22 protein-coding genes are annotated in these 22320 nt (G+C 45.6%); 19 read left to right on the forward strand and 3 right to left on the reverse strand.

Translation table 11 applies throughout. The features are described from left to right. The first annotated feature begins 73 nt into the window (after positions 1-73). From Q0135_RS04720 to Q0135_RS04735, 4 genes are all read left to right on the forward strand, one after another. On the forward strand, positions 74-871 hold the full coding sequence (locus Q0135_RS04720; protein ID WP_297988696.1) for a TatD family hydrolase: 798 nt from the start codon (positions 74-76) through the stop codon (positions 869-871). Then, positions 868-1866: a lytic transglycosylase domain-containing protein gene (locus tag Q0135_RS04725; protein ID WP_297988698.1), complete on the forward strand. Its 999-nt coding sequence runs from the start codon at positions 868-870 to the stop codon at positions 1864-1866. Before Q0135_RS04720 ends, Q0135_RS04725 begins: the two co-directional genes overlap by 4 nt. A gap of 13 nt (positions 1867-1879) precedes the next feature. Beyond that, positions 1880-2635: a septal ring lytic transglycosylase RlpA family protein gene (locus tag Q0135_RS04730; RefSeq protein WP_297988699.1), complete on the forward strand. Its 756-nt coding sequence runs from the start codon at positions 1880-1882 to the stop codon at positions 2633-2635. A 235-nt stretch (positions 2636-2870) separates the two neighbouring features. Then, complete coding sequence (locus tag Q0135_RS04735; RefSeq protein ID WP_297988700.1) at positions 2871-3107, forward strand: hypothetical protein; 237 nt, start codon at positions 2871-2873, stop codon at positions 3105-3107. 74 nt (positions 3108-3181) lie between these two features. Here the strand turns inward: Q0135_RS04735 and Q0135_RS04740 are convergent, their stop codons facing one another. The 3 genes from Q0135_RS04740 to Q0135_RS04750 all read right to left on the reverse strand — a co-directional run bounded on the left by Q0135_RS04740 (position 3182) and on the right by Q0135_RS04750 (position 5408). Beyond that, entirely contained in the window at positions 3182-3667 is a 486-nt protein-coding gene (locus Q0135_RS04740; protein ID WP_297962402.1) for a hypothetical protein, read from the reverse strand. A 33-nt stretch (positions 3668-3700) separates the two neighbouring features. Continuing rightward, on the reverse strand, positions 3701-4327 hold the full coding sequence (locus Q0135_RS04745; RefSeq protein ID WP_297988702.1) for a hypothetical protein: 627 nt from the start codon (positions 4325-4327) through the stop codon (positions 3701-3703). Positions 4328-4574: 247 nt separating this feature from the next. Continuing rightward, on the reverse strand, positions 4575-5408 hold the full coding sequence (locus tag Q0135_RS04750) for a YihY family inner membrane protein (RefSeq protein ID WP_297988705.1): 834 nt from the start codon (positions 5406-5408) through the stop codon (positions 4575-4577). 226 nt (positions 5409-5634) lie between these two features. Here Q0135_RS04750 and Q0135_RS04755 point away from each other — a divergent pair, with 226 nt between their 5' ends. The 15 genes from Q0135_RS04755 to tgt all read left to right on the forward strand — a co-directional run bounded on the left by Q0135_RS04755 (position 5635) and on the right by tgt (position 22258). Continuing rightward, on the forward strand, positions 5635-7887 hold the full coding sequence (locus Q0135_RS04755; protein ID WP_297988741.1) for a TonB-dependent siderophore receptor: 2253 nt from the start codon (positions 5635-5637) through the stop codon (positions 7885-7887). 291 nt (positions 7888-8178) lie between these two features. Continuing rightward, positions 8179-9597: a TrkA C-terminal domain-containing protein gene (locus tag Q0135_RS04760; protein WP_297988708.1), complete on the forward strand. Its 1419-nt coding sequence runs from the start codon at positions 8179-8181 to the stop codon at positions 9595-9597. Between the two features lie 43 nt (positions 9598-9640). Further along, the gene (gene aroB, locus Q0135_RS04765; protein ID WP_297988710.1) at positions 9641-10672 is read left to right on the forward strand and encodes a 3-dehydroquinate synthase; all 1032 of its coding nucleotides are present in this window, start codon (positions 9641-9643) and stop codon (positions 10670-10672) included. Further along, positions 10669-12378 (forward strand): mechanosensitive ion channel family protein, encoded by a 1710-nt coding sequence (locus tag Q0135_RS04770; RefSeq protein WP_297988711.1) that lies wholly within the window; start codon positions 10669-10671, stop codon positions 12376-12378. The genes aroB and Q0135_RS04770 overlap by 4 nt, the downstream gene beginning before the upstream one ends. Next, positions 12375-13607 carry a tRNA (N(6)-L-threonylcarbamoyladenosine(37)-C(2))-methylthiotransferase MtaB gene (gene mtaB / locus Q0135_RS04775; RefSeq protein ID WP_297988712.1) on the forward strand — a complete coding sequence of 411 codons (1233 nt, stop codon included), beginning with the start codon at positions 12375-12377 and terminating at the stop codon, positions 13605-13607. Before Q0135_RS04770 ends, mtaB begins: the two co-directional genes overlap by 4 nt. Further along, positions 13576-15360, forward strand: coding sequence for an AAA family ATPase (locus Q0135_RS04780; RefSeq protein WP_297988713.1), 1785 nt, complete (start codon positions 13576-13578; stop codon positions 15358-15360). The genes mtaB and Q0135_RS04780 overlap by 32 nt, the downstream gene beginning before the upstream one ends. Before the next feature lie 29 nt (positions 15361-15389). Further along, positions 15390-15917, forward strand: coding sequence for a molybdopterin adenylyltransferase (gene mog / locus Q0135_RS04785; RefSeq protein WP_297988714.1), 528 nt, complete (start codon positions 15390-15392; stop codon positions 15915-15917). A 65-nt stretch (positions 15918-15982) separates the two neighbouring features. Beyond that, positions 15983-16300, forward strand: coding sequence for an HMA2 domain-containing protein (locus Q0135_RS04790; protein WP_291936786.1), 318 nt, complete (start codon positions 15983-15985; stop codon positions 16298-16300). Continuing rightward, positions 16297-16908 carry a hypothetical protein gene (locus Q0135_RS04795; RefSeq protein ID WP_297988716.1) on the forward strand — a complete coding sequence of 204 codons (612 nt, stop codon included), beginning with the start codon at positions 16297-16299 and terminating at the stop codon, positions 16906-16908. Before Q0135_RS04790 ends, Q0135_RS04795 begins: the two co-directional genes overlap by 4 nt. A gap of 95 nt (positions 16909-17003) precedes the next feature. Beyond that, positions 17004-17495: a hypothetical protein gene (locus tag Q0135_RS04800; RefSeq protein WP_297988718.1), complete on the forward strand. Its 492-nt coding sequence runs from the start codon at positions 17004-17006 to the stop codon at positions 17493-17495. Between the two features lie 8 nt (positions 17496-17503). Beyond that, a complete protein-coding gene (locus tag Q0135_RS04805; RefSeq protein ID WP_177386687.1) occupies positions 17504-17806 on the forward strand; it encodes a Cys/Met metabolism pyridoxal-phosphate-dependent enzyme in 303 nt (100 codons plus the stop codon). Continuing rightward, positions 17799-18284 (forward strand): hypothetical protein, encoded by a 486-nt coding sequence (locus Q0135_RS04810; RefSeq protein ID WP_297988720.1) that lies wholly within the window; start codon positions 17799-17801, stop codon positions 18282-18284. The genes Q0135_RS04805 and Q0135_RS04810 overlap by 8 nt, the downstream gene beginning before the upstream one ends. A 3-nt stretch (positions 18285-18287) precedes the next feature. Next, the gene (locus Q0135_RS04815; RefSeq protein ID WP_297988721.1) at positions 18288-20369 is read left to right on the forward strand and encodes a heavy metal translocating P-type ATPase; all 2082 of its coding nucleotides are present in this window, start codon (positions 18288-18290) and stop codon (positions 20367-20369) included. Then, the gene (locus Q0135_RS04820; RefSeq protein WP_297988723.1) at positions 20359-20703 is read left to right on the forward strand and encodes a hypothetical protein; all 345 of its coding nucleotides are present in this window, start codon (positions 20359-20361) and stop codon (positions 20701-20703) included. The genes Q0135_RS04815 and Q0135_RS04820 overlap by 11 nt, the downstream gene beginning before the upstream one ends. 388 nt (positions 20704-21091) lie before the next feature. Next, positions 21092-22258: a tRNA guanosine(34) transglycosylase Tgt gene (tgt, locus tag Q0135_RS04825; protein ID WP_297988725.1), complete on the forward strand. Its 1167-nt coding sequence runs from the start codon at positions 21092-21094 to the stop codon at positions 22256-22258. Positions 22259-22320: the final 62 nt, after the last annotated feature.

Raw genomic sequence — 22320 nt, forward strand, 5'->3', positions numbered from 1 at the left:
TTAATTTAAATTTAAGTGTGATTTTGCAAAACGACGTAAAATCCGCTTCGAAAAATTTTATCAAGTGAGTTTTATGATTATAGATACACATTGCCATTTAGACGATGCTAGTTTCGATGCTGATTTGGACGCGGTGATTGAGCGCGCCACGATTGCAGGCGTGCGCAGCATCATCATTCCCGGTGCCGATGTAGCAGACCTAGATAAGGCATGTAAAATTTCGCACGCGCGGAATAATGTGTATTTTGCCGTAGGGGTGCATCCATACGAGATAGATTCTTTCAATATGGAGGTGCTGAAGCGGTATGCTGACGATCCCAAATGCGTGGGCGTCGGCGAATGCGGTCTTGATTACTTCAGACTTAAGCAGCAAGAGAGCAAGGAAACCAAAGCCTTAGAAATCTCCCGCCAAAAAGACGCCTTCATCTCACAAATCGATCTAGCAGCACAACTTCAAAAACCACTTATAGTCCATATCCGAGAAGCAAACGAAGATAGCTTTGGAATTCTAAAAGATCGCGCCGGCGATTTATGCGGCGGTGTTTTACACTGCTTCAATGCCAGCAAGCTTTTGCTAGGTCTTAGCGAATACGGATTTTACTTCGGTATCGGCGGAGTTTTGACATTCAAAAATGCAAAAAACTTAGCTGAGATCTTACCGCAAATTCCGCAAGAGCGCCTTTTAATAGAGACGGATGCACCATATCTAACCCCGCATCCGCATCGCGGCGAGCGCAACGAGCCTGCATTTACGAGACTCGTGGTAGAAAAAGTCGCGGAAATTTTAAGCCTAAGCGTAGAAGAGGTTGAAGCAATAACGACTCAAAACGCCTGTAGGCTTTTTGGCGATAAAATCAAAGGAGAGATATGAAAGCCATAAAATTTATACTGCTAGCCCTACTTTTAGTGGGCGAAGCGTTTGCGAGCCAGCCCGGTCTGATGCGCGCAAATCACGACTATATTTTAAATCAATTCGGCATCGAAAATAACGAATCGAGCAAAAACGTAGTTGCGGGCATATTCCGTGCGATCAATGCAAGCGATCGCAAGCAGTTTAAGCATATCGTGACTTCACAGTCGCACAATGCCTACTTAGTCAAATCCGAGGTCGATAACATTGAAGCTCCGGAGTTCTTATTGTATTTGGCAATGGTAGAATCTCATCTTAAAAATACGGTCACATCAGGCGCTAGCGCAGGTGGTATGTGGCAGCTGATGCCGGCGACTGCGAAAAATTTCGGTCTTAGAGTAGATAACGCCGTGGATGAGCGTCGCGATCCCGCAGCCTCTACGGATGCTGCGTTTTCGTATATTTTGCATCTGAAGCAAAATTTTGGCAAGTGGTATTTAGCGCTAATGGCGTATAATTGTGGCGATCAAAAGCTTAAAAATGCGATTGCAGCTACTGGCAGCGATGATCTGGATCGCTTGCTAAAAAGTCCCGCACTTCCTAATGAGACTAAGAATTTTATCAAACGCATTATTAAGTACGCTTACATTGCTCAAAATGAAAATATGCGTAAAATTCTGCTTTTTGAAAGCGAGCCGTGGGGGCTAAAGCGTATCGCAGTAGCTCCAGGCACAAAGCTAAGCGCGGTTGCAAAACAGATCGGAATTTCGCCATCGCAGATGCAGGATTACAACGCGCATATTAAAAACGGAATTTCGCCGCTTAACGGCAAGTACTTCTTTTATATCCCACAAAGCAAATATGCAGAATTTGTCGTAAATCAAGGTGCGTTTCAAGCGTATGAACCACGTCTGAAACAGCGCAAGCCAGGACGCGTGTTAGCAGGTTTGGCGAACGAGCTTAGCCTCAAAGACAAAAACGAAATAGCGCTAAATAATATAAAATTCAACAAATAAGATCGGATCGTAGGTGTCGTACCAGAAAATCGCTCTTTTTAGTGCGCTTTTTGCGCTGATTCTTGCCGGTTGCTCGTTTCGCACCGCACCGTCGTCTAGATCGTCTGCGGGCGGTGCGGGCAAGATCGGCAAAAACTCTCCCGCCACCATGCGCCCTTATAAAATCAACGGCAAAACTTACTATCCAGAGCAAGTAAGCGTCGGTGACACTCAAATCGGTATCGCCAGCTGGTACGGGCCGAATTTCCACGGCAAATACACCTCAAACGGCGAAATTTACGATATGAACGGCATGACTGCCGCGCACAAAACCTATCCAATGAATACTATGGTAAAGGTCGTTAATCGCGACACCGGCGCTACCGCAACCGTACGCATCAACGATCGCGGTCCATTCGTGGATGGTCGCATCATCGATCTTAGCAAAACAGCTGCTAATTTAGTAGGCGTATTTGCCAAAGGTACGGCGCCGGTAAAACTCGAAGTAGTGGGCTTTTATGGACATACTATCGCCAAAGGCTCGCCGAAAGCGACCATTGTCGGCGGAAATTTTATGGTGCAAATCGGTGCGTTTAGAAACAGAAGCGGCGCACAAATTTATCAGCGCGATTACCACGGCACGGCGGGATATCCTGCGATCATCAAAGAATTTAGCATAGATGGCGCGCCGATTTATCGCGTCTTTTTAAGTGGATTTAAAAGCGAGGATGAGGCGAGAGATTTCGCGCATAATGGCAAGTTTACTGGAGCTTTCATCGTAAGAGAGTAGCAGTTTTCTTTGACGGCTTTTCCTTCGTTTTTTGCTTGATAAGGGCTTTGTTAAATTTATTTGTGAGCTACTTGCAGTAAAATTTCTCGTCATCTAATAGTTATCTGCTTTAGCTGCGGCGAAGTGCGAACTACTTGCAAGCTATTTGTAGCAAAAAGTGCGCCTGCCCGCTTGAGTTTTGCTTTTTAATAGGACGCCGCAGCTGATAAAATTTTATATTGCTAGGGGATAAAGCATGCAAAAATATCCGGAAGTTTATAGTTTAGAAAAGAGTTTGGCTATACTTGAAAAATATAAAGACGAGCTGAGCGCAGAACAATACGAGCAAAATAGATCTATCATCTGTAAACACGCGATAGAGGGTATGTTTGCAAATGAGCAAGATATAATCGATCTTATCAAGGTCGATAAGGGAGAAAAAACGCCCGATGAGATAATAAACGAATATCAAAAAGAGTGGGGCGTTTTATAGCGTAGTAGAAAATATTAAATTTAGATGGTGAAATATCAGAGGTATTTTGGTGCAGCTCATAGGTTCTTTAAATTTTAATCGTGCAGAAAAGTTACAACTTCATGCTCTTTTGGTAAATTCTCTCTACCTCTAATACCGCGATTACCATATTCCGTTAGAGCTTCTTTTAAAATTTTATAAAGCTCATCTAACGAAATTCCATCAAGACTAGAATTGATGCCTTCCAGCTTATATTTTATAAAAAAGGGGTTATCGACTAGCATTTTACTTGTGGTTTCGTCATAAATTCGCCTTATATCAAGCTCGATATTTTTATCTTTATAATGAAGCAACCAAATATCTTCACCCGTGTAGCCATCTCGCGGATCCGGCATAGATGCCAAACATACATGAATAAGCCAAGCATCTCTTTGCCTATCGATAACCCAATTCATCCAATCGGTATCATTATCCTGGATTGGGTATGTGTAATTGTGTTTCATCAGTAGCTCGTTCATATTGCTTAAAATATCATATTGCTTCAAGTCCTCTTTTGAAATATATTCTGCTACAAACGCCATCTAGCCCTCCTTGAGAAATTCTATAATTTAAATTTAATCACTCGTATACAGACCGAACAAAGACGAGAGCTCAAATTTAACGTCTTTGTCGCTCAACAATTTATTATTCGGCACTGCAATAATGCCCGATTTAAACCTATACAATATATACTTTTTAAATTTAAATCCATTGAGCGCCAAGAAAATGAAATGGCGCAACATGGTGATTAAAAAGTATAATGGGCTTGTCAAATACGCTATTATTTTGTCACTTTTATTTTTGATATCTTTCATCCATAAGCCAGCCCCTTCTTCATTGTATGGTATCAACGCCCAAGTTACCGATACGAGATCGTCTTTTTGTAAAATTTCGGTTTTAAATTTCATATGTTCGTCTATATGGTCGAATGAAATTTTATCATCATAAAATTTTGTAAAAAACTTATTGTAAAATTCTTGATAGGCTATTTTTATCTCCCAAAAAATACTAAATAAAATTCCGAAAATCCCTAGCGTTAATGACGCCCTTCTCATCATCTCTTTATGCGGATCCAGTTCCGGCGTCAAATTTAGCAAGACAAAAAACAAGAATATAAGCACGCCCGTTATTTTATTTGATATAGTAAGCCTAAAAAAGTAGTCGTTTTCTATGATTATCGGCTCTTTGTCGCGGTCTTTCATAATATTTTCCTTCTTTAAAATCGCGCATGATTTTACCTTAACAGCGCTTTGCGAGGGATTAAAATTTTAGCCTTGCCGTACCTCATAAATTTTTAAAATTATATTTCTATGCATATGCCGATTATTCAAAGACAAACTTCCCGCTCGTTTTCGATAGAATTTTAAAATTTCGATTTAAATTTCTAGCCCATGCAGAAAACGCGCTTTAATCCAAAAAGCATAGAAAAACGCAGCCTTACACAGAAATTCAAGCGCTTTGTCGCTCGCCATCTCTTTTAAATTTAGCGTCCAAAAATACGCAGAATTTCACGCCGTATAGGTAGAAAATCCAGCTTATGTAGATCCACAGAAAGAAAAATAGCGCGACCGAAAACGAGCCGTAGATGCTAAGATAGGTTTTGTTATAAAAGACGTATTGCGCAAAAACCAGTCTTGAAAGCCACCATAAAATCGATGCTACGAGCGATGAGGCAAGCACCGCTTTTGCGCGGATCTCGCGGTTGATCGCCGTAGCATAAGTAATCGCAAAGATCCCCCAAACGATTAAGTAGGGTAGAATTTTAAGCAAATTTATCCAGCTTGTAAGCTCGGTTTTATTTAGTAGCTCCTGAAGCTCGCCGCTGATATAAAACGATGCTCCAAGCCCCACGGGAGCGAGCGTCATCAGCGTCCAGTAGGTGCTTAGGCTCTTAAAAAAGCTTCGCTCGGGTGAATGCGAAATGCGCGCAATTATCGCTTCAAAATCTCCGAAAAACAGCACCGACGTAACTAACACTGCGCAAAAGCCCGTTACGCCAAGGCTTAGTCCGTTAGCCATAAATTCTTCGATATAGTGTGCCATGCTCGCTTGATTTGCGGGCAGGAAGTTTGAAAAGATAAAGCCCATAATCTTGTCGTAGTAGCCTTTAAAGCTTGGCAGCTGCATAAAAACGCTAAGCGAAACCATCAGCACCGGCAGTAGCGCCAAAATCGTGTGAAAGCTAAGGCTTGATGCATGGTGCATGAGCTCGGTATCGTAGAGGCGGAAGAAATTTTTGAGTCGGTTTTGCGCTTGCTTAAGCGCCGGTATTAGTTTTTTCATACGGGCGATTTTACATTAAAAATTTAGAATTTCATATAAATTTGCGCAATTTTTCTTTTGTATCGCGGTATATCGTCTATGAAATTTAAAGCTAAAAAATACGACTGAAAATATATAAATTTATATCTCGAATTTAGTCTAAATTTAGGAAAATTTTTCTAATATGCCGAAAAATAATATTAAATACATCCATAACGAAAGGAAAATAATGGAACGAAGGAAAACGATGAAATTTAAAATTTCATTAGCGGCATGTATGTGCCTACTATGCAGCAGTTTGGCTGCAGCGCAAAGTGGCGGTAATTCTGCGCCTGAAAAGTCGCAGAATATGGGCGTAATCGAGGTAAATTCCGTCGGCGATAATATCAGCGAGAGCGGTATCGACGAGGGCTTTTTGAGCAAAAATGTGCAACAAGGCCTGCTTGCGGGCAAGCGCGCACTTGATCTTCCCTATCAGATCAACACGATCAGTAAGGAGATCATAAATCACCAAGGCGTCACCGGCTACGAGGAGGCGGTCAAATACTTCCCCTCCGCGCAGATTCAGATGCGCGGCGGCGCTACGGTCGGACGCCCGCAGACACGCGGCTTTGAGGGTAGCGTCGTAGGCAACAGCTTCTGGGACGGCTTTTATACGATTTCGACGACGGCGATTCCGATGGCGATGTTTGAGAGCTTTCAGGTGCAAAACGGCGTCGCAGGCTCGCTCTACGGCGCACAAAACCCGGTTGGCATTTTCAGCTACACGCGCAAGCGCCCGGTAAAAGATCAATACATAATTTGGAGCGATTATATGTCGCGAAGCAACCTAGGTCTTGGTCTTGATCTATCCGATAAATTTGAAAAATTCGGCTACCGCGCGGTATTTTACGGATCAAACGGCGACAGACAGCCAAAGGGTTCAAATTTACAGCGCCGCTTAGCCAGCGTCACGATGGAATTTTATCCGACGGGCGATCTAACGTTTGAAACCGCAGCGAGCTATTACGAGCACAATACTAAGGGCTTTGCAGGGCAGTTTGCTCTGGGCGTGCGAGACGGCAAGATCGTAGACGGCATGGAGCTTCCAAAGGCGGTGGATTCCTCAAAACGCGGTCTTGGGCAGAGCTTTGGAGGAATGCATCTAAAAACCACTACCGCAAGCGCGAAATTTAAATACTCACCGACGGATAGGCTATATTTCGAGGGCGGCTTTCAGTTTCAGCGTGCCGATCGTGATACTCACGGCGTCGTAAACTACATCTTGCCTAGCACGCATCCGCAATATACGAAGCCGGGTGATTATTATACTCAACACAGTGGCGGTGCTACGGCAGCATATAGATATGACCTGCCAAGCGGCTATCTCAAGGCCAATACGCAGTTTAACACGGGCGATATCGAGCATGATTTCAGCGTGCAGACCAATGGCTATCACTGGACGCAGGATAGATATAAGATCGCAAGCACCAACTACACCTCGCCTACCATCGGCAATATCTACGATCCTAAAATTCTAAATTACACCGGCGCTAGGCGCGGAAGCGGGTTATATCATTTCGCAGTCATAGATATGTATAACGTCTCGGTGCTAGACGATATTACGATAAACGATAAATTTGACGTGATGTTAAGCGCATCTAAGGCGTGGATGAGGCAGGAATCCTACAATAAAAACGAGCAAAGACTTGTCAAAGCCTATAGCGATTTGGGCTATAGCTGGGCGGGCAGCTTGATCTTTCATCCGATAGAGGACGCTAGCATCTACTACACTTACGCAGATAGCTTACAGCAGGGCTCTACCTATGTTTATCCGGCGAGCAGCCCATATGTGGGCGAGGTCGCCTCTACGTCGCCGTATCGCTCCAAGCAGCACGAGATCGGCGCTAAGATCCGCGTAGCCGATATGATCGATTTTAGCGTGGCGTATTTTGATATCCGCAGACCTATCGCGTATCTAAACAGCTCTACCGGAATCTACGGCATAAACGGAGAGCAGCGCAACCGCGGATTTGAGTTTATGAGCGGCGGACGAATTACGCAAAATTTAAGCGTGCTGGGCGGCTTTACCTACATCGATCCTAAGATGCATAACGTAAGCATCGCGGGCGCTAACCGCAAGGTCGCAAACGGCATCCCTAAACTAAATGCAAATTTAATGCTTGATTACGTGATCCCAGGCACCGATAAGCTTGCGATCAGCACAAATTTTCACTACACCGGCAAGATGTATCTGGACGATCTAAACACTCAGCACACGCCTAGCTTTTTCGTTACCGATCTTGGTATCAGATATACGAGCGAGCATCTTTTGGGCGATAAGACCACTCTGCGCTTCAATGTAAATAACGTATTTAACAAAAAATACTGGGCGGGAATGTATCCTGCGAGTGCCGACGGTGCGGGCGGACTTAACGTAACTAGCGTGCTAGGCTCGGCAAACGGCGTAACGCTAGGCGAGAGCAGAAGCTTTATGCTCTCTGCGGAGGTGAAATTTTAAAATCTAGCGGGTTTAAAATTTCTACTTCGGCGGCGCGAATGGTTATAGCGCCGCTTTAAAATTTATGAAATTTTATCGCTCTAATCGAGAGATCAAATTTAACGAGGCTTGGTTTTAATATATTTTAAAATTTAAGCCTCGCTTTTGGAATTTCAAACTTTGATTTTAAAATTTAGATCTTTAAATTTTTAAGTCGCCGCGCCCCGGCTTGACCGCAAAATTTATCCGCACGCGGTTTAAAATTTAGCCGTTTTTGGTTATAATCTTTACAAAACCACGAAACGGAGAGCAATGAAACAAGTTTTAATCATCGCAAGCGGAAAGTTTGCACGCCATTTTTTATCCAAAGTTTGTAAAATCAAAGATGTCATCAGATCATATCGCGTCATAGCTAAAAATACGGATGCCGTGCCCTCAGAGCTTGAAAACGAGTCAAATTTTTCGGTCGAGATTTTTGATCCTACTAGCATTGAGCGGCTGCGCGTGGTGCTAGCAGAAGAGGAATTTGACCGCTGCATAGTGATAATGGATGATGAATTTGATACTAAAGTAACGCTTGAAAATTTAAAGACGCTCGCTCCCGATTTAGAGCTTTACGTGGCTGATTTTTGGGGGCTTTTGCGCGAGAATAAAAACGAGGCTCATGTAAAAATCGTAAATACCCTTGCGCTAAATTCCTCGCGCTTCATCGGCTTTTTGCCTGATAGCCCCGTTTTTGCTGATAACATCGGGCTTGGACGCGGAGAGATAATGGAGGTAAAAGTGCCCGTAGGAAGCTCGTTTGCGTATAAAAAAATCAGTACGCTTTCTAATACCAAATATCAAATTCCGATGATCTATCGTCACAACAATTACATCGTAACGACACCCGGCTCGCGGATATATCCGAATGATACGATCTTGGTTGTGGGCGAGCCTAGTGCGCTGCGAGCGGTGTTTGCTGAAGTAAAAAAGCAAAGCGGGCAATTTCCATCGCCGTTTGGGCTAAATATTTTCGCACTAATCGATATGAAAAAAATGAGCGGCGACGAGATAGCTAGGACGGTTAGGGCGCTTGAGTTTTTGGATTTGCATATTAGAAATCATAAAATTTATCTGCGAATTTTAAATCCTCTGCTAAACGACGCTTTTAGCGAGCTTAAAGCGCTGTGTGAGCGGGATAAATTTGAAATTCTCATCGATTACTCGGGCGAATTAAATTTAAAGCGCGACGTGAGCGAAAATAAAGCAGGCTTGGTAGTTTGCTCAAGCGGAGTTTTTGAGGCGAAAAAAGCGGCGCTTAAAGCGCTTGAAATTCCGGTGCTAAGCCTTGGAGAGGGCGAGCTAAAAGATGTGCGTAAAAGTGTCGTACTAAGTGCCGGTGAGCGGCTGCGCGAGGAATCAAGCATCGTCTTTGACATTAGCTCGCAGCTAGGGCTAGACGTGTATTTGTATCTTTTCGGCGAGAGCGAAAGGGGCGAGTTTGCGCAAAGCTACGTGAGCTTATCGAAGCTTTTTAAGCAAAGTTTATTCGTGATTCCTTGCGAGCGGCAAAATCCGATTTTAGCGCTAGGTAGCGAGCGAGATCTGCTGCAGTTCGTGCCATTTAATGATAGAATTTTGGCGCGCAAGCTCACGTCGATTTTTAATCAGGATTTGGATCAGATGTATTTTAAACTCGGCAAAAATCATCAAATTTTCGTTCCGAGCGATTACGGGTATGAAAAGTAATCGAAATTTATGTTACAATTACCCAAAAATCAAAGGCTAGCGTATGAAAATCGATCTTAATTTAGACAAAAAATACAGCGTTTTTATCGACGAATTGCATAGTTTAAAACTTAGCGGTAAGGTCGCTATTGTGACAAATCCCAAAGTAGGGGGGCTGTGGCTTGATTTCTTACTGCAGCGGCTAGATTGCGAGCAAAAATTTATCATCACGATCCCAGACGGCGAGGAGTATAAAAATACCGCGAGCGTGGAGCAAATTTTAGAGCAGCTTTTTAGTTCCAAGCTTGATCGCAAAAGCACGCTCATCGCCCTTGGCGGTGGTGTCATTAGCGATATAACGGGCTTTTGCGCGAGCATTTATGAGCGTGGCATCGATTTTATCAATTTTCCGACGACCTTGCTAGCGCAAGTGGACGCAAGCGTCGGCGGTAAGACTGGCGTAAATAATCGTTTCGGTAAAAATTTAATCGGCTCCTTTTATCAACCGCGAGCGGTTTATTGCGAGAGCAAATTTTTATCGACGCTTCCTGCGCGAGAATTTGCGGCGGGTGTTGCGGAGGCTGTAAAGATGGCTGTATGCTTTGATGTCGAACTATTTAAATTTTTCGAGACGCACGATCTAAAAAGCGCCGATGAAATTTCACACGTAATCGCTCGTTGCGTGGAGATTAAAGCAAACGTTGTAGAGCGAGACGAGCGCGAAAGCGGCGTGCGTGCAGTGTTAAACTACGGACACACCTTTGCTCACGCTATCGAAAAAATTACTAATTATAAAAAATTTTTGCACGGCGAGGCTGTGGCGATCGGTATGGTGATGGCAAATGCGCTAGCGCGTCGCCTCGGTAAACTAAGCGGCGAACAGGAGGAGCAGATCCGTAAAGTGCTTCAAAAATTCGCGCTTCCGATAAAATTCCACGTAGAGGATGCAGCGGAATTTTACGAGCTGTTTTTTCTCGATAAAAAAAGCGAAAACGGCAAGATAAAATTTATCCTGCCCGAGGGCATCGGTAAATTCTACGCTTCCAAAGAGATCGCAAAAGATGAAGTAATCGCAGCGCTGAAAGAGTTTGAATGAGAGCGCTTGCGGCTATTTTTTTGATTTTTAATCTTGCATTTTGCGAGGTAAATTCTACGCTCTCCGCCGCGCATACGCGCTTAGAATCTAACGCTAGCTCCGCCGCTAGTGAGAAGAAAGATGAAAATTCCAAGCTATCCGCGTCGCTAAAAGATCAGATCCGTGTTATTGACGATGATATCAAAAATAATATCTGGATCTCGCGCTTTTCAAATTTCATCGGCTATCAAAATTTACAAAAGCAATCCAGCCAGCTCGAAGCGGAGCTAAAAAAGAGCGCCGGCACCGATAAGATCGCGGAGATTCAAAAAAGACTTCGCGCCGTAAAAGAGCAGCTCATACTGCTAAAAGAGTATGAAAAATCTCCGTTTTTAGATATCATCGCGATGCCTGAAACTCCCGAGCCCGCGCGCATTACAAATCCTTTTTCGATAATTTCCGGTTTTTCTACGATTAGAAATTTGCAAGCTCAAAAGATGGAGCGGAAAAACGCCATCGAAAATATTAAAGCTTTAATCGATAAACTTGAAGCAAAAAGGGCGCTATATGAGCGTTTGATGCAGATCGATACGGACGCAAGCGCCGCGGCGGAGCTTAAAAGCTTAGATTACGAGCTTAGCGAGTTTAGCTCCGCGTACGAGATCGCGCAGACCACGTACGACGTTTACGAAAAAAAGATCAACTCCCAAATCGCCGTGCAGACCGCCGATATAAAAGCTCAAATCAAGCGCGCGGGAAACATCGCTGTGTGGATTTTAATCGTCATCGCGCTGTCCTTTTTCTGCAAAGTGGTGGCGAAAAAATATATCAAAAACGACGAGAATTTCTACATCGTAAATAAAGCTATCAATGTTTTAAATTTCACGCTGATTGCGCTGATACTGCTCTTTTCTTACATCGAGAATATGACGCATTTCGTGACGGTTCTGGGCTTTGCCTCGGCAGGTCTTGCGATTGCAATGAAAGATATGTTTATGAGCTCCTTAGGCTGGCTTACGATCGTGCTTGGCGGCAGCTTTCGCGTGGGCGATCGCATCAGAGTACATAAAAACGGCGAGACCTACGTAGGCGATATCATCGATATTTCGGTGCTTAGGATGACGATTTTCGAGGACGTTACTATGACTACGTGGAGAGAAAATAAACGCGCAGGCAGGGTAATTTTCATACCGAATAATTATATTTTTACCGATCTTATCTCAAACTACACCCACAGCGGACTTAAGACCGTCTGGGACGGCATTAGCATACTTTTAACATTTGATAGCAACCATAAAAAGGCGATGTATCTCATAAAAAACATCGTGCGGAAGTATTCTAAGGGCTATACCGACATCGCCAAAAAGCAGATGGGCAAGCTTCGTTCGCAATACAGTATCAAAAATCCAAACGTCGAGCCTAGAATTTTCAGCTTTTTTGAGCCATACGGCATTGAAATTTCGGTTTGGTATATGACGAACTCTTACGCGACGCTCGGGCTTCGCAGCAACATCTCGGCTGAAATTTTAGACGCCCTAAGAAGTGAGCCCGATATCAAGATCGCCTATCCTGCCTACACGCTTTTTAACGGCAAAAATTATGCGGCTGCGGCCGGAAATTTTGCGGCGCAAGATCTCGGCTCCGAGCAACAAGGCTCACAAAATTTAAACGCAGCGGCGCAGGGCGCGGGCTTTTCCACAGGAAGCGGATCTGGGAGCGAAATTTGAAAATTTATTTTAAAACGTTTGGATGCCGCACAAATATCTACGACACGCAGCTTATCAAAAGCAATCTAAAATCGGGCGAGATCACGCACGACGAGCAGAGCGCGGACGTCGTCGTGATAAACTCCTGCACCGTTACGAACGGCGCTGACGCAGACGTACGAAACTACGTAAATAAGATGAGCCGCCTCGGCAAAAAGATATTGCTAACCGGCTGCGGTGCGGTCTCGCGCGGCGAAGAGCTGTATAAAAACGGCGCGGTCTTTGGTGTATTCGGGATGTCGCAAAAGGAAAAGATCGACGAGTTTTTGGGCTCGGAATCGAAATTTTACGATATCGGCGATCTAAGTAGTGTCGAAAAAAACCTGGTAAGCGACTACGAGGATCACACCAAGGCCTTTATTAAAATTCAGGAGGGGTGCGATTTTAACTGCAGCTACTGCATAATCCCCTCGGTGCGCGGCCGCTCGCGCAGCAGCTCTGAAGACGCGATCTTAAAAGAGGCGGCGAGCCTTGCCGCAAACGGCTTTAGCGAGATCGTGCTAACCGGCACCAATATCGGCAGCTACGGCAAAGTTGCGGGCACGAGCCTGGGCGCGCTGCTTCAAAAGCTGGGCTCGATCCGCGGAATTCGCCGTATCCGCCTAGGCAGTATCGAGCCCTCGCAGATCGATGAGAGCTTTCGCGAAATTTTATCCGAGCCCTGGCTGGAGCGGCATCTGCACATCGCGCTTCAGCACACTTCGCAAAAGATGCTTAGCATAATGCGCCGCCGAAATTCCGCGCTAAGGGATTTGGAGCTTTTTTGCGAGCTTGCGGAGCGCGGATTTGCGCTGGGGACGGACTTTATCGTCGCGCACCCGGGCGAGAGCGAAGAGATTTGGCTCGAAGCGGTAGAAAATTTCAAAAAATTTCCGCTCACGCATCTGCACGCCTTTATCTTTTCGCCGCGGCAAGGCACCGCTTCGGCATCGCTAAAAGGTCGCATAGACGGCAAAACGGCGAAGGCGCGGCTGAAGATGCTGCAGAACATAACGGCGCTGAATAATTATAAATTTCGTCTTTCGCACAAGGTGCCGCTAAATGTGCTGATCGAGCGGAAAAATGGAGAGTTTTATGAAGGATATGATCAATTTTATGATAAAATTTGGATCAAAAGCGATGAGGATTTGTCGAAAAAATGGATGGAGATAAGAGATTATGAGGTTAAATTTGATGGAAATTTTGCATAAAATCAAAAAAAGCAAGCTAAATATAATTCTGATTTTTTTAGTGCTGCTTATCGTTTTGCTCTCGATCGTTTATTTTAAAGACGATTCGCGATACATCACCGAGCGCGAATTTAGCGAGCTGGTGCGAAAAGATCAGATCAAACGCGCGCATATCGAGGACGGCAATTTAAATTTTACCTACGACGGCAAACGCTATAAAATTTTAACCGATATCGTTAATTTAAAAGAGCTCTCCAACCACGCTTTGATTACGAAGGAAGAGGATAACGAAAGCGGCGGTATCAGCGCGATCTTGGTAATTTTTACGTTCGCATTTTTTCTATTCGTGTATTATTTTGAAACCGTTTTGGCGCGGCGCCGTAGGCTGGACGGCGTAGGCGCTGCGCGTCAAGGCGGCGCAAACGCAGAGCTCGGCGATCTTTCGCCGAGCGTTAGCGACGTGAGATTTAGCGATGTCGCGGGCATCAGCGAGGTCAAGGACGAACTCATAGAGATCGTGGATTTTTTAAAAAATCCCGCAAAATATCGAAATTTCGGCATCAAATTGCCAAAAGGAATTTTAATGATCGGCGAGCCCGGCGTCGGCAAGACCCTTATCGCAAAAGCGGTAGCCGGTGAGGCGGACGTGCCGTTTTTTTACCAAAGCGGCGCAAGCTTCGCCGAGGTCTTTGTGGGCGTCGGCGCTAGGCGGGTTCGCGAGCTGTTTGCGAAAGCCAAATCCTGCGCACCCGCGATTATTTTTATCGACGAGATCGACGCGGTCGGCGGAAAGCGCGGTATAGGGCGCAACGACGAGCGGGAAGCGACGCTAAATCAGCTGCTGACCGAGATGGATGGATTTGAGGAAAATAGCGGCGTGATGGTAATCGGCGCGACCAATAAAATAAATTTGATCGACGATGCGCTGCTGCGCTCGGGGCGCTTTGATAGGCGCGTTTTTATCGGGCTTCCGAACTACAAAGACCGCATCGAAATTTTAAAAATTTACCTCGAGGGCAAAAGATGCAGCGCGAATATCAACAAAGTAAGTCGCCTCTGTGTGGGCTTTAGCGGCGCGGGAGTAGCGACGCTGGTAAATGAAGCCGCGATCAACGCTCTTAAGCGCGGCAGCGATACGATCGAGCTTAGCGATTTTGAAAACGTGCGGATGAGGGTCTTTTACGGCGTGCAAAAAAGTAGAATTCTAACCGAATACGAAAAGGAGATCCAGGCGTTCTATCAGGGCGCAAAGGCGCTTAGCGCGTATTGGTATTCGTTTGATTTCGAAAAGATCGAGCTTTTAAACGATAAATTTTTAAACGAGGATTTCGAGATCGAATCCAAAACGCAAATTTTAAATCAAATCAAAGTGCTTTTAAGCGGTATGGCGGCGCTACAGATTCATAAAAACGACGCTTTTTCAAATTCCGCTAGCGACGTAAAGCAGGCTATCGCGCTGGCGCAAAAGATGGTTTTTGAGCTCGCGATGGGCGATAGTTTTACCCCTAGCGCGCAGAGCGTGAATAAAATTTTGCAAGATTGCTACGACGAGGTAAGCGAGATAATCCGCACGATGCAGGATAAGCTAAATCAAATTTCAAAGCAAATTTTCGTCTATGAGTTCATAACTTTCGAGGATGTTCAAAAGATTTGCGAATCCGATGGTGTGGAGCAAGAAGGCGTCTCTACGCAAGAGCAAGATTTACAAAAGCCGGAAAAAGATAGTGAAAGCTCTGAAGAAAAGCCGCAAGACGGCACGCTAAATTTCGATTAAATTTTAAAATTCCAATAAAGGAGAGGAAAATGGTAAAAATAGGTGTTTTAACAATAAGTGATCGCGCTAGCGGTGGCGTTTACGAGGATTTAGGAGGCAAAGAAATAATTGCCGTGATGGATGATTGGCTAACTTGCGAGAAAGAGTATTTTTATGAAATAGTTCCAGATGAGCTGGAGCTGATCAAAGATAAGCTGATTTATCTTTGCGACGAAGCAGATTGTGATTTGGTGCTAACTACGGGCGGTACGGGTCCTGCTCCACGCGATGTAACGCCTGAAGCGACCGAGGCGGTAAGTGAGAAATTAATGCCAGGCTTTGGCGAACTAATGCGCGCAGAGAGCCAAAAGATCGTGCCTACGGCAATTTTATCTCGCCAGATAGCAGCGATCCGCAAAAAATCTCTGATTATAAATTTGCCGGGCAATCCAAAAGCGATTAAAGAGTGCCTTCTGCCGGTATTTCCTGCCGTGCCGTATTGTATTGATCTAATGGGAGGGAATTACATAACAGCGGATGAAAATAAGATAAAAATATTTCGCCCTAAACGCAAATAATTCGCAAAATTTAGCAGGAATTAAATGATTTATGATATTATTTGGGCGCAAATTTAAGGAAAAATATGAAAATAAATCACAACGATATTTTGGAATTTCATAAGTATTTTAGCAAAATCAGCCACAGCAAAGGTCGTATCCGTATCCGCGTAAGTCCCAAAATTAGGGAGTTGCGAGATAGCGTGAGCGAGGAGAGCCTGAAGGCTAAAATAGCTGCAATTCGCGGGATAAAAGAGTATAAATTTAACTCTCTAATCGGCTCGCTGACGATTCATTATGATGAAAGCGTTTTTCCGATGCACCTTTGGGAGCAGTTTTTAAGCGGCATCAGTTCGCCGGAGCTAGTAGCGCTTGTAAATTCCAATATAGAGGCGATTTCTTGAACGAAGAAGTATTGCGTAGTACTAAAAAATCGCGCAAATTTTCTAATAAATCTCGGAATTTAAATGAGGCGAAAATTGTAGATATCGCTCTTTTGCTCGAAAAAGAGGCACAAATTTTGCAGTTTTATTCGCTGGGCGCAGTTAAATTTCAAGATAAAAAGCTAGGAGAAATTCTATCTTTACGAGCTGGATTACTTGAGCGGGTGTTAGATTTTGCAAATTCTTGCGGGCTTGGCGCCACGCCTCCTGAAAATAGCAGTGAGGCACTGGCTGCAAAAGGTATGAATGAGTTTTTGGCTTCCGCGCTTTTGATAGAAAAAAGCTCTATGATGTTTTATGACGATCTAATTAATTCGTGCAAGAACGCGCAATTTAAAGAGCTGCTGTATAAGGCGCAGGCGGTTTCGTATAATGAAATTTTGCCGATTCTAAAGGAATTAAATTCTAAATACGAGGCTGATTTAAATTCTTTGAATTTCACTGATTTATTAAATGAAATTTTAAAAAATCCGCAGGGATTAGAGCGGATATTTCAAAAATACGATTTGCAAAATATTTTAAATAGCGCATTTTCTAATTTAATTAAAGGAATTTTGCAGAAAAATTAAATTAGGATTGCAAAAATCTAAAAAAGTCGCTATAATATCAAAATCTATGTAAAGTTGATAAAATGACTTTATAATCTTAACACAAGGAGAATGAAATGCCGATCCCATTTCTAGCAGGTTTTGCGCTTGGTTGCGCGGCGGTTTACGCTTATAACAATCGAGATAAAATCAAAGAAGGTGCGAATAAAATCGTTAGCAGTAAAAGCGTCGAGGAGCTAAAAAATAGCGTCAAAGGCGGAGCAGAAAAATTAAGCAAAAAATCAAAAGAAATTTTTGCGGAAGCCAAAGAGGGCTTAGACGATGTCGCCGAGGCGGTAAAAAATAAAAGAAAGTCTGGTAGCAAAAAAGCTGCGACAAGTAGTACTAGCACTGAAACTAGCACTGCAAAAAAAACCAGAAAAAAGCCGGGACCAAAACCTGGATTTAAAAGAACTAAAAAATCCACCGCGAGCGCTAAGACTGGCGCAACTCCGGTAGGTGAGACATCCGCAGCATCTACTACTCCGCTTAATATCCCGCAGATCGTAAAAATGGACGATAATCCTTCGGCTAAATTTACGTCCGCAGACGATAAATCAGAAAAATAGAGGCCTAAATGAATAGATCACTTACGACACAGCGTTCGCCGCTGGATCACGTTTTAAGCGGCGCTATAGCAGGGGCGATCGGCGGTTGCGCCGTAGAGCTCGTTAAAGCCAAAGAAGGCAAGAGCAAATCTAAAGCGATTCGCGATGCGCTGGATATTGCGCTAAGCGGCGGTATCATCGGCGGCGGCGCGATTTACAGCGCAAATAAGCTCGTACAAGGCGAGTATCTACGCGCAGCGGCAGGCGTCGCAGTATGCGTAGGCGCGCTCATTGCGGGTAGAAATTTTATTCTTAAGGTAGGTAATGAGTAATCCGTATATCACAAAAAAAGATTTGAAAGAAATTCTAGACGATTACGATTTTGGTGACAACAAATATGCTAGCGGCTCTGCGGGTAGCTTTGCCGGTGACGAAAAGCTCGGCGGTTGGGCTAAATGGATAAACGAGCGGGTAAATTCTACGCCTTTTAATAGCTCTGCTTCCAGCAATAACTCGGATAATAAAGATTCCGCCGCTCAAAGCTCAAGCGATGTAAATTCTACTCAGGGCTCCGCTTTCGGTGGAATTTTTAATTCCTTGGGTGGCAGGCAAAACGCGAACGGCTTATTTGGTAGCAACTCATTTATCACAGGCATCGTTCTAGGGGCTGCGGCGACCTATTTTCTCACTGACGAAAACGCGCAAAAAAAGCTTTTTAAGCTCATTGCAAAGGGTACCGAGATGTTTCAGATGGGCGTTGAAGAGATGAAGGAGCGATTCGAAGACGCCAAGGCAGAGATGCAAGAGTAGTCGATGCAAAATTTTAAAATTTTACATGAAACTAAATCCAGACTGCGGCTAAAAATCGTCGGTTTTAGAGAGATTGATGCGAGCGCTTTTACTAGAAGCGTGGCGAAATTTCAGGGCGTGCAGGACGCGAGATTTAACGCTAAAATCGGCTCTTTGATCCTTAAGTTTGACGCGGGTGTAGATAAGGCAGGAATTCTAAAGCAACTTGAAGCTTTAAATTTAAGCGAGCTAAAATCAATTATCCCCGCTAACCATAAAAATTTGCCAAGCAAAAACGAATTTATTTTAGCGCTTCTTGCGTTGGGGGGAAATTTAATCTTTCGCACTTCGCCTTTAGTGCGCGCATTTAGCATCGTAGCGTGCATGCCTATCTTAAAAGAGGGCATTAAAGAAAGCTTTCGCCACGGGCTTACTTCAAAGGGCTTGGAGGCTGCTGCTGTGGGGATTTCGCTCGCTCGCGGCGACGTATTTGCCGCAAACAGCACCAACGCGATGCTCGCTCTTGGCGAATACATGGAGGAAAGCACCGTTTATAAAAGCGACGATCTGATCCGCGAGCTCGCCCGTCCTGACATCGCCGAGGCGTGGGTCGAGATAGATCAAGACGGCAAAAAGACCGAAGTCAAAATCGCAACTTCCAAGCTAAAGGTGGGCGACATCGTGGTCGTGGGCGCAGGCGACGTCATAGCCGTGGACGGGCACGTCGTAAGCGGCGAAGCGATGATAAATCAAGCCAATATGACGGGCGAATCGGTTGCGGTGAAAAAATCTCGCGGCGATAGCGTGCTGAGCGGCACGATCGTGGAGGAGGGTAGGATCCGTATCTGGGCGGAAAATGTCGGAGAAAACACGTCCACGCAGCGCATAAAGCACTACATCACGGCATCTCTTAACGAGCGCTCCAGCATCGGCATGCATACGACTCACTTAGCCGACAAGCTCGTGCCGGTAACCTTCGGGCTTGCGGGCGTGTCCTATCTGATAAATCGAAATTTTATGAGCGTAGCTTCGGTGCTGCAGGCGGACTACTCGTGCGCGCTTAAGCTGCCTACGCCGGTTGCTTTTAAGTCGAGCATTTCAAAAGCGGGCAAGAACGGGATTTTGATCAAAGGCGCCAAGGCTCTTGAGTCGCTTGCGAGTGCCGACACCTTCGTATTTGATAAGACGGGCACGCTTACGTACGGCAACCTGGAGGTCGCCGAGATCATATCGTTTGACGAGCGCTTCAGCAAAAACGATATTTTAAATTTAACCGCGAGCGCCGAGGAGCATTACTTTCACCCCGTAGCCGAGGCGATCGTGGATGCTGCCAAAAAGCATGGCTTTATCCATAAACACCACGACGAGGTGGAATTCGTCGTCGCTCACGGCGTAAAGACCAGCATCGAGGGCAAAAAGCTCATCATCGGCTCGCGCCACTTTCTGGAGGACGACGAGATGATCTCGTTTGCGGCGCATGAGCAGACCATCGATCTTGCGATGCAAAAGGGGCTCGCGTTGCTTTACATCGCATTTGACGGCAGACTTTTGGGCGTCATCGGGCTTAGAGATGAGGTACGCGCAAACGCCCGCACCGTCATCGCTAGGCTCCGCGAGTTGGGCGTTAAACAGATCGTCATGCTAAGCGGCGACGTGAAATCAAAAGCTCGCGCCGTAGCCAAAAAGCTCGGTGTAGATCGCTATTATGGCGAATTGCTGCCTACGCAAAAGACCGAAATTTTAGAGCAGTTAAAAGCTGAGGGACGGAAGGTGGTCTTCGTGGGCGACGGTATAAACGATGCGCCGAGCCTGATGAAAGCGGACATCGGCATCAGCATGCTAAACGGCGCCGAGATCGCCAAGGCTTCCGCTCAGATCGGGCTTTTGAAAAACGACATCGAGGGCGTCGCGCAGGTAAAGGCGCTGGCCAACGACACGCTGCGGCTCGTAAATCGAAATTTCAACGCCACCGTGGGGATAAATTCGATCATTTTATTTTTGGCGACCTTCGGCGCGCTAAGTCCCGTAGCTACGGCGCTGCTGCATAACGGCACGACGATCGGGCTATTACTAAATTCCATTAGAGGGGTAAAATTTGAGCATTGAAGATAAAATTTTGGATCTAAATTTTCAGCGCAAAGTGGCTAAAACGGCGCTTGGAGTGAGTATGGGCATCACGGCTCTAACCGCGCTAAATATGGACTCGCGCACGTCGCGGCTGCATAAAATTTCGGGACTAGTGATGCTTGCTAGCGCGATCTGGCACGCTAGCCTTTACGGCTCGCCATACAGCGAGTTTTTGCAAAATAGAAAAGCAAAGAGCAGGGGCAGAAAGAGATCCGTAGCAAATTTAGCTTTGGAAAATCTGCCGGACGGCAAAAGCTCGCCTGCAAAAAGTGCTCCCGCGAAAAGAAAGCCTCGCGTGCGCAAAAGCGCCTAGCGGCATAGCGCGTCGCGGCTTTTAGGCGCAAAGATAAACTCTAAAGCCGCTAAATTTCTTTGAGACGCAGCCGCAGAATAAGACGCTGCAAGCGATGAAATTTGCACCGTTTGCGGCTAAATTTGCTATCAATAATCTCACTTGTAAATTTAATCGAATTTGTATTTTTAAATTTTGCAGTCATAGCTCCGCTTGTAAATTCTACGTTTCGCAGTTGCGGTGGCTCCGCTACTTAAATTTTAATCCGCAAACGCTTCATAATATCCTCAAATTTGCCCGCCTTTACCTGCCGCAAATTTAAATTTCGCTACAATCGCTTTTTAAAATTTTGCGCCGAATGTGCGTAAAGAGGCTAAAAAGCCAAAAAAGCTAAATTTAAAGGATCAAGATGGATTTTCAAATAGACGCCGCAGACGGCGCGGCGCGCGCCTGCACGATCCGCACTGCGCACAGCACGATTCGCACCCCCGTTTTTATGCCGGTCGGCACCGTGGGCGCGGTAAAGGCGCTCGATGCTACGGACGTAGCCGAAATTTTAGACGCGCAGATCATCCTTGCTAACACCTATCATATGTATCTGCGTCCGGGCTCGCGGGTAGTGGCGGGCTTCGGCGGGCTGCACGGATTTACGAAATTTCCCCGCAGCTTTCTGACTGACAGCGGCGGCTTTCAGGCTTTTAGCTTGCGTGCAAACACCAAAAACGACGAGGGCGGCATAAAATTTAAAAGCCACATTGACGGCAGCATGCATTATTTCACGCCGCGCTCGGTGCTAGATACGCAGTATGAGCTAAACTCCGATATTATGATGATTTTAGACGATTTGGTGGAGCTGCCGCGCGAGCCTGGCGCATTGAGCTGCGATGAGAGATCGCGGCTTAAAAAGCGGATCGATCTAAGCGTCGCGCGCACGATAAAATGGGCTCGCGAGGCGATAGATTATCACGAGACCATGAAATCTCGCGGCCTGCACGCTCATCAAAACATCTTCGGTATCATACAAGGCGGCACCGATGCGCAGGCGCGCAAATTTTGCGCCGAAGCGCTGTGCAAGATGAGCTTCGACGGGCTTGCGATCGGAGGGCTTAGCGTAGGCGAGAAAAACGAGCTGATGTACGACACGGTAGAAGCCATGATGCCATACGTCGATGCGGCGCGCCCGCGATATTTGATGGGGGTCGGCACGCCCGAGGATCTCGTCGAAAACGTCGCTCGCGGCGTAGATATGTTCGACTGCGTGATGCCTACGCGCAATGCCCGCAACGGCACGCTATTTACGAGCTTCGGCAAGATCAGCATCAAAAACGCGGGCTTTATCAGCGATCACGATCCGATCGATCCGCACTGCGACTGCTACACGTGCAAGCGCTTCAGTCGCGGCTATCTAAATCATCTATTTCGCGCGCGCGAGCTTAGTTTTTACCGCCTCGCGAGCATTCACAATCTGCACTACTACCTGCGCCTTGCCGCGGATATGAGAGAGGCGATCATGCACGGGCGGTTTGCCGAGTTTAGGCGGGAATTCTACGCCGCACGAAACGGGGCGCGAGATTAAATTTCAGCAGGCGAGGGCGTGGAATTTAGCGCGATAGTTAAATTTAGCCGCGGCAGCGGGCG

Source organism: uncultured Campylobacter sp. (genome assembly GCF_937981295.1).
Taxonomy (GTDB): Bacteria; Campylobacterota; Campylobacteria; order Campylobacterales; family Campylobacteraceae; genus Campylobacter_B.